This window comes from Streptomyces albidoflavus (assembly GCF_000719955.1).
In the GTDB taxonomy this organism is placed as follows: domain Bacteria; phylum Actinomycetota; class Actinomycetes; order Streptomycetales; family Streptomycetaceae; genus Streptomyces; species Streptomyces albidoflavus.
In genome coordinates this window covers 1-7,499 of the sequence record NZ_JOII01000069.1, presented here as the reverse complement: position 1 = coordinate 7,499, position 7,499 = coordinate 1, and the positions used below count along the sequence as shown (strand labels likewise).

At 67.2% G+C, this 7,499-nt stretch carries 6 protein-coding genes and 2 pseudogenes; 4 read left to right on the top strand and 4 right to left on the bottom strand.

What is annotated here, in order from left to right; translation table 11 throughout:
• Window positions 1-157 precede the first annotated feature (157 nt).
• Both IF45_RS0130765 and IF45_RS0130760 read right to left on the bottom strand, forming a co-directional pair.
• Complete coding sequence (locus IF45_RS0130765) at window positions 158-928, bottom strand: IS5/IS1182 family transposase (RefSeq protein WP_030310868.1); 771 nt, start codon at window positions 926-928, stop codon at window positions 158-160.
• A 217-nt stretch (window positions 929-1,145) separates the two neighbouring features.
• A complete protein-coding gene (locus tag IF45_RS0130760; RefSeq protein ID WP_030310866.1) occupies window positions 1,146-1,934 on the bottom strand; it encodes a hypothetical protein in 789 nt (262 codons plus the stop codon).
• Between the two features lie 927 nt (window positions 1,935-2,861).
• On the opposite strand from IF45_RS0130760, the gene IF45_RS32020 reads away from it, so the two are divergent.
• On the top strand, window positions 2,862-3,533 hold the full coding sequence (locus tag IF45_RS32020) for an SMI1/KNR4 family protein (protein WP_023420888.1): 672 nt from the start codon (window positions 2,862-2,864) through the stop codon (window positions 3,531-3,533).
• A gap of 36 nt (window positions 3,534-3,569) precedes the next feature.
• Window positions 3,570-4,181, top strand: a complete 612-nt coding sequence (locus IF45_RS34205) for a DUF6188 family protein (protein WP_242534419.1) — start codon at window positions 3,570-3,572, stop codon at window positions 4,179-4,181.
• Window positions 4,182-4,262: 81 nt separating this feature from the next.
• Here IF45_RS34205 and IF45_RS0130740 read toward each other — a convergent pair whose 3' ends face one another.
• Window positions 4,263-4,697 carry an Rrf2 family transcriptional regulator gene (locus tag IF45_RS0130740; RefSeq protein WP_012268533.1) on the bottom strand — a complete coding sequence of 145 codons (435 nt, stop codon included), beginning with the start codon at window positions 4,695-4,697 and terminating at the stop codon, window positions 4,263-4,265.
• A 122-nt stretch (window positions 4,698-4,819) separates the two neighbouring features.
• Here IF45_RS0130740 and IF45_RS0130735 point away from each other — a divergent pair, with 122 nt between their 5' ends.
• Together IF45_RS0130735 and IF45_RS0130730 are read left to right on the top strand one after the other, a co-directional pair.
• Complete coding sequence (locus IF45_RS0130735) at window positions 4,820-5,575, top strand: SDR family NAD(P)-dependent oxidoreductase (RefSeq protein WP_012268532.1); 756 nt, start codon at window positions 4,820-4,822, stop codon at window positions 5,573-5,575.
• A gap of 426 nt (window positions 5,576-6,001) precedes the next feature.
• A pseudogene (locus IF45_RS0130730) lies at window positions 6,002-6,652 on the top strand (IS110 family transposase); the annotation flags it as partial.
• On the opposite strand, the pseudogene IF45_RS33050 reads toward IF45_RS0130730, so the two are convergent.
• Window positions 6,650-7,024 (bottom strand): annotated as a pseudogene (locus tag IF45_RS33050) (transposase); the annotation flags it as partial. The pseudogenes IF45_RS0130730 and IF45_RS33050 overlap by 3 nt on opposite strands.
• Window positions 7,025-7,499 lie beyond the last annotated feature (475 nt).

Below are 7,499 nucleotides of genomic sequence, written 5' to 3'. Positions count from 1 at the left end.
ACCGACGCTACGAACGCAAGGCCGACCACTTCCTAGCCTTCACCAGCATCGCCTGCACCCTCATCTGCTACCGCAGACTCACCAAATGAGATGACTTCTAAAGGGTGTTGCAGAAGGTCCGGCTTCGGCAGGCTGAAGTAGCGCCCGACCTGCTGTTTCACCGGGCCATGGCGAGGTTGTGCATGGTGGCGACGGCTTGGACCGCGTGGTGAAGGCCGTCTCCTTTCTGACGGCAGTCGCGCAGGATCTTCCAGTTCTTCATCCGGGCGAAGGTGTGCTCGACACGGGCTCGCACCTTTCGGTGCTCGGCGTTGTCCTCCTCCTGCCCGCGCAGGAGGGGGCGGCCGGCTCTCTTGCGGTGCGGGACGATCAGGCCGGTGCCGAGGTAGGCGCCGTCCGCGATGACTGTCGTGCCCGCCGCCAGAGCGGGCAGGTTCGACTCCCGCCAGATATGCGCGTCGGCCTTGTTACCTGGCGCCGGCCGGGCCGCCGCGATGACCAGGCGGGTGTCCGCGTCGATGATGACCTGCACGTTCGCCGAGAACCGGTAGTTGCGGGACGAGGCACCGACCTTGCGGTCACGGACCGGAATGAGAGTGCCGTCTACGATCCACAGCCGTTCGGTGTCCGCCGCCGGCCGCGGAGCCGGCTCGAGCGCCAGCAGCGGACGGAGCCTCTGGATGACCCGGCACACCGTCGCCGGCGAGATGCCGAACAGCGGCGCGAGCTGCCGCATCGTGAGGTTCGTGCGGTAGTACACGGCCACCAGCAGCACCCGGTCCGGCAGCGGCAGACACCACGGCCGGCCGCCGCCGGGCCCGTTCCCGCCCCGTTCGCGTACCGCCTTCACCAGCTTCGCGAACCGGTCCATCCGCAAGCCGGTGAACGTTTCCACCCACAACGACTCAGCCCTTAACACCTCACCCATACAGCCAAAATGCCCAGAACTGAGCCTTCTGCAACACCCTTTAGGCCGGCCGCTCCACCAGCCGGTTGCCGTCGAACCCGACGCCGTGCTCTTGCCTTCTCAACGCGCCGCGCCCGGCCCAGGTGCTTTCCCAGGGCCTCCACGGACTCTCAGGCAGATCACAGGCTTTGAGGAAAATCCCTGCAGTTGCTTGAGGTCGTGCGGCACGACCGTTGGGCTACCTCGGCGGCTGGCGCGCGGTGAGGTCCTGCCATCGGCTGCGCGCGGCTGCCAGGTTGGCGAGGGCTTCTTGGCGACGGGGGTCGGTGCGGCTACGGTTCTTCACGTCCGCCAGAGTCTGTTCGGCGGCCTTCAGCCGGGTCATGTCCTTGCGTGCTTCGGTCAGTTCTTCACGTTTCGCGGCGAGCTGTTCCGCCAGGCCTGCCCGGAACATTCTCTCTTCCGCCGCGGCATCGTTGATCTTCATCTCGAAGTCTCGGACCTCTTCCTCGTCGAAGAGCCGAACGCTGTTCTCCGGACCTGCTGTGGGGTCAGGGCGGTGAGGGAACTTCGCCCGGTCACCGCCGCCGTCTGGCTTGGTCAGATACAGCGAGTGAACGCGGTCCCCGCGGTCGAAGCGGGCTCGCAGTCCGTGCAGTGGGAGCAGCCGGCTTTCCAGTGAGGCCGCGACCGCGTGCTCGTACAGGACGAGGTCTCCGAGACGTCCCAGTTCTGTGCCGTGGCCGGGGTCGTGTAGGAGCGCAACGTCGCGCTCCAGCTTGTCGAGCCGCTGTTCGTGCTTTTCGCGTTCCGCCTTGACCTGCGTGGCTGCCTCCGTCTCCGCTTGGCGCTGGTCCGTGTCCACCGTGCGCAGTCTGCTGCGCGCCTGGGTGAGCAAGGCGCGCTCTTCGGCGTATGCCGTGTGGAAGGTGTGGGCCCATGTCCCGGGGAACAGGCTGCGCCGCCAGGCCGCCCAGATCCCTGCACCCACCATGAACAGCAGCAGCACCCGTAGGGCTTCGATCATGTCTTCTCCCCCTTGTCCTGTTGGCTCGCGTCTGTCCTACCGTTACCGGGTCTTCTCCGTGTCCGGATCAGGCCAATCCAGGGTCCACTGCACCTGGATACGGCCACGTTGGGCCGGAGAGGCGGCTTTCGGTAGTCACGCCCGGTGCTTAGGCTCGGGGCCGATCTGGCCCAGAGCGTGCTCCCTGCCTTCGGTGGGCGGTGTCTCCCGGTCCGGGACGGCAGCGCGGCTGGTGCCGCGTGGTGGCCGGAAGCGGATGTCGCGTGGGCTGGCAGGGCTCCGAACGAGTGAGGCGCTGCGAGTGGCAGAGCGGCCGATTTCGGTGTGAGGGTGGCACCGGCCCAACCAGTGCGTCAGACGGCGGGTCACAGGGGTTCCCGGGCCGAGTGGTGAGGTTGCCTCATGTTCTCAAGAGCACCACATCAGATGACAAGTGGTTATACGCACTGGGATTCCAGAAGTCGGGTGCCGGGTGCGGGAGTGGGCTTACGGGAACCGTGTTACGCCAGGGCAACCGGGGCGGGCTTGGGAGCGCACCAGTCTCCGTCAGAAGGGCGGCGATGAGGGCTGCGTGGTCGGCGGGGAGCTGGCCTTCGCCGTGCTTGGTGCGGGTCTTGGCGAACCAACGGTCGACCTGAACGGTGTCTCCGTCGCCCCGGAGGGATTCACGGGCGGTGGGGGCGCGTCCGTGGCGGTGGTCGAAGGTGCGGCGGGTGCGGCGTGCGGATGCCAGGGGATTGGTGGCGGGGTGAGGTTCAGCAGACGGCGGCGCAGCTTGGTGACAGGACACGGGTGTGGCACCGCGAGGGCGCGGTAGATGCCATCCGTACCGTGACCGGATCACCGCGGAAGCTGAGCAGGTCGTGCTTGTCGTGTTCCCCCACCTCTTCATGGAAGTGATCGGTCGCTTGCTTGTACGGTGGCGCGATGGCGGATCAACTACATCTCGAAGGGCCGACTGAGCGGGTTGCCGTAGCTTGGGGACGCATCGAGAAGTGGCTGCGGGTTCATGCCCCGGCGTCTGCGGCGCTGCTGCGTTCCGCTGCCAGCGAGGACGACCTCGCCTCCGCGGAAGAGTCGATCGGGCTTTCCCTCCCGCCGGCGCTACGTGCCTGGTACAGGCTGCATGACGGCATCAACGAACCGGCCGGAGGTGCGAGTTTGTGGCCGACGGCCTTTCTGCCAGGCCGGCAGGCGTGGTACTCGCTGGACCGGCTGGAGGACGCCTACGTGATGCAGACGCGGGACTGGGAGCGGGAGCCGGGTCATGTGCCGTTCTCGTGCGTGATGGGGGACATCTGGCACGGCCTCTACGTCGACGCGCGCCCGGCGGAGCCGTCGTACGGGGACGTGGGCCGGTGGACGGTCGAATACGAGCCGGAGCCCCTTGCGCCGGGCTCCGCCGGGTGGCCGTTGGAGAGGTGGATGGGCGACGTGGCCGATGCCTTGGAACAGGGCCGCTGCCTCGTCGGGCCCGGTGGCCGACGCATCGAGGACATGTGGCCGGCACTGACCGTGTGCGGCGGGCTGACCTGGGTGGACCCGCACGATGCGCGCAGAATCCTCGAAGGGCGGGCCCTGCTCGACGGCCCGCGCTGACGTGAGGGTGCTGGAGCCCGCAGGCGCCAGCGCCCCATGCCCCCAGGGAGGTGTGGTGAAAGTCCCCGCAGAGCTGGTCGTGCCCGTGTCACCCGCACCGCCTTCGACTGCCAGGTCCGGATCAGCTTCACTGATCACGATCCCGACGGCCGTGTCCGCCTTGATGGCGAGTTCGCCATCGAAACGCCGATCACCGTCACCAATGCCGCCGGCACCCAGGCCGTCCTCTTCCCTGGGACGGGAACGGCTCTGGCACCGCTCCTCGGCCTGTTCACCAAGGCCGTCACCGAAGCCGAGGTCACCGGGCTCGGCACCCTGTCCCCCGGATTTGACGACGGCACTCGACTCTGCATCGAACCAGATCCCGACTACGAGTCCTGGACCCTCACCGGCTCAGGCCTCGAACCAGTCCTGGTAGGCCCAGGCGGCGAAACCGACCGGCAGCACCGACCACTCCCCCTGCGTTGCAACGATCCCTGGAACCCGCCCTTCGTCTACAGCCCCCTCGTAGCGGCGGTCCTCGGCGGTCTCTACGCGTTGTCGTTCATCATGGGATTCGCGCTGCGTCGCAGAGGGCATCACTCGGTCCACTACAGCGTCTACTGTGCGCTGGGCGGGGCCCTCGACAAGTCCATGGCTGGATTCTGAGGCGCTGCGGCGCAGGCGACCCTCGCCGTAATGAGCGTGTTGACCTGGGGATCTTGGTGATGTCAGGGCGTAGCGGAGAGGTTAGCGAGGTGTCGCGAGTACGTCTTGGAGTACGTTCGCGAGCGTGACGCGGGCCAGTTCGTGTCTCACGGTCTCCTCAATGCCCTCGTAGATGCTCTGCATGGCCGGCTGGATGCCGTGACCCACCACGCATTCCGGGTCCGGGGTGGCGCGGTGCATGGCGAACAGCGGGCCGGGTTCGACTGCCTCGTACACGTCGAGCAGGGTCATCGACTCCAGCTCGCGTGCCAGCGACCAGCCCGCGCCCACGCCTCGTCGGGACTCCACGAGCCCGGCCCTGCGCAGCTCGCCGAGCAGCCGTCTGATCACCACGGGGTTGGTGTTGGCGCTGGTCGCGATCTGCTCGGAGGTGGCGACTTCATGCCCTTGGCGCTGGTAGAGGCCGATCCAGGCGAGCGCGTGGGCGGCGATGGTCAGTCTGCTGTTGGCGCTCATGGGCTCCTCCTCTTGGTCGCGAAGCCCATGTTACGGCAGTCGTAACAGTAAAGGTTGCAACAGGCTGTCGTAACAATTAACGTTGCGACTGCCGAGAAGGGCCAATCAACGAGGTGAGAAGAATGAGCAAGCCACTCACGGACAAGGTCGCCCTGGTCACCGGGGGGTCACGCGGACTGGGAGCCGCGACCGTACGGCTGCTGGCCGAGCAGGGCGCCCGCGTCGCCTTCACTTACGTCAGCTCCGAGAAGCAGGCGCAAGCCGTCGTCCACGAGGTGCACGGCAACGGAGCCACGGCCGTCGCCTTCCAGTCCGACCAGGCCGACACCAGCCAGGCGCCGGCCCTGATCGACGACGTGGTCGCGCACTTCGGCGGCCTGGACATCCTCGTCAACAACGCCGCGATCTCCGTGGAGCAGGGCCGCACGGTGGACGACCCGGACGCCGACACCGCCGCACTGGACCGAATGCACGCCACCAACTACCTCGGCGTGATCGCCGTCATCCGGGCCGCCTCCCGCGTGCTGCGCACGGGCGGCCGCATCATCACGGTGAGTTCCGGACTGGGATCCCGGGTCGGCGTCCCGGGCGTTGCCGACTACGCCGCGACCAAGTCAGGCATCGAGAGGTACACCATGGGGGTCGCACGCGACCTCGGGCCCCGCGACATCACCGCCAACGTCGTGGAAGCCGGACTGATGGACAGCCGCATGCAACCACCGAACCCGGACACCCTCAAGGCCCTGCTCAGCTCACTGTCCCTGCAACGCATGGGGCACCCCGACGAAATCGCCGCGGCGATCGCCTTCCTGGCAAGCCCCGCCGCGTCGTACGTCACGGGCGCGGTACTGGACGCCCACGGCGGCTACAACGCCTGAACCCGAACCCCTGACGCGTCCCGAAGGACATCGCGCCTTCGGGACGCGCGGCCAACGACCCGCGTGTGCGTGGACATGCGTCACGAAACGCGGATCGTGATCGTGTGCCGGACTCTAAGGGCTTGCCGGGAATCAACACGTCGGTTTGATCTTGTTCTTGTCGAGGTCGAGGAATCTCTCGATGTCAGTCGGTCCTACGTTGTTGGTGGGTTGGACGGGCCGTCGTAAGGTCCAGAGGCCCAGAGACGCCGGGTATGGCTTCAGTCGGTTGCACTTGATGGTTCGCGACACCTGGCCGCCCGGCGTCTCACGACGACTCGGCCGATGATTAGGAGCTGCGGGACCCTTGCGGGTGCATCGCTGAGTAGGACCACGCTGGCGAGGCCGTCCGGACGAACAGCACATGTCGAACGACCGGAGGAACAGGTGGCCCTGGTCTGGGCGGGGACGGACATAGGCAAGACCCACCACCACTGCGTGGTGCTCGATGCCGACGGCACACGGCTGCTGTCGCGGCGGGTGCTCAATGACGAGCCGGAGCTCCTGGCCCTTCTCGTCGACGTGACGGCCATCGACGAGGACGTGGTCTGGGCGGTCGACGTGGCCGACGGCATGGCAGCCTTGTGGATCAACCTCTTGCTCAATCACGGCCAGCAGTTCGTCTACATACCCGGCCTGGCGGTCAACCGGGCCGCCGCCGGCTACCGAGGCACCGGCAAGACTGACGCCAAGGACGCCACGGTCATCGCCGACCAGGCCCGCATGCGCCGGGACCTGACCACTCTGCGGTCCGACGAGGAGCACACCCTCGAACTGTGCGTTCTCACTGGCCGCCGGGCAGACATCAGCGCCGACCGCACCCGGCGGATCAATCGCCTGCGCGGCCAGCTGACCAGCATCTTTCCCGCCCTTGAACGAGAACTCGATCTGGGTAACGCCGGCCCGCTGGTCCTTCTGACCGGATACCAGACACCCGCCGCCCTGCGTCGCGCCGGCCGCGAACGGCTGGAGACCCGGCTCAGGAACCGCAAGGTCCGCGGGGCCGAGTCCCTGGCCCAGGCGGTCCTCGACGCGGCAGCGTTCGACGACGTTGCGGCGTCGGTAGGCGGCGCGGTCGAGGCGGCAGAGTGTCTCGCCGCGTCGTCGGCGTCCGTTGATCTGGTCGGTGCGTTCGGGCATGACGCACCCGATGCTGCGTTTTCGCAGGTAGGCGCGGATCTTGCGGGACGAGTAGCCCTTGTCGCCGGCCACCCGGTCGGGCCGGGTGCGGGGCCGGCCGGGCCCGGACCGCTTGACGGCGATGCGGGCCATGACCGGCTCGAACTGCGTGCAGTCGTTGACGTTCCCGCCCGTGATCGTGAAGGCAAGCGGCCCGCCCTGCCCGTCGCAGGCGAGGTGGATCTTCGTGCTCAGCCCGCCGCGGGACCGGCCGAGTGCCTCACTTTTCCAGAGCCCCGTTACCGTCTTCGTGGCCTCGCAATGGGGCTCCCGGCCTTCGGCCCCGGTATGACTTGAGCCCCCAGTCGAGATGATCGAAAAGGTGGTGTCGCCGGCGCCGGAGGCATTGGCAGACCGCTGATTAGAGGCACGTGCGCCCTCGGGCAGTCTCTTCGTAACGTGGATGCTGGCACGCTGATGCCGCAGGTTAGGCCGGGGAGAATGCGAGCACGGGAGCGAAAAGCATGTCGGACGAGACGGGCATCGACGTCTATCTGGGCTTGGACGTCGGCAAGGGTGACCACCACGCCACCGCTGTGAACCGGGCAGGGAAGAAGGTGTTCTGAGGTTGATCCCGGGGAGTGGACACCGGGTTTCATGCGGCGAGTTACTGATCGTTTCAGAATGAGTTTGGCTGCGGGTCTTGTGCTCGGCGATCTTGGTCGGCAGTGTGTCCGGAATGCGTGCTGATCTTGTTCCTGACGAC

Excerpts from the sequence above, each read along its gene's own strand:
- IF45_RS0130765 (WP_030310868.1), bottom strand. The coding sequence starts at position 928 with ATGGGTGAGGTGTTAAGGGCTGAGTCGTTGTGGGTGGAAACGTTCACC.
- IF45_RS0130760 (WP_030310866.1), bottom strand. The coding sequence starts at position 1,934 with ATGATCGAAGCCCTACGGGTGCTGCTGCTGTTCATGGTGGGTGCAGGG.
- IF45_RS32020 (WP_023420888.1), top strand. The coding sequence starts at position 2,862 with ATGGCGGATCAACTACATCTCGAAGGGCCGACTGAGCGGGTTGCCGTA.
- IF45_RS34205 (WP_242534419.1), top strand. The coding sequence starts at position 3,570 with ATGCCCCCAGGGAGGTGTGGTGAAAGTCCCCGCAGAGCTGGTCGTGCC.
- IF45_RS0130740 (WP_012268533.1), bottom strand. The coding sequence starts at position 4,697 with ATGAGCGCCAACAGCAGACTGACCATCGCCGCCCACGCGCTCGCCTGG.
- IF45_RS0130735 (WP_012268532.1), top strand. The coding sequence starts at position 4,820 with ATGAGCAAGCCACTCACGGACAAGGTCGCCCTGGTCACCGGGGGGTCA.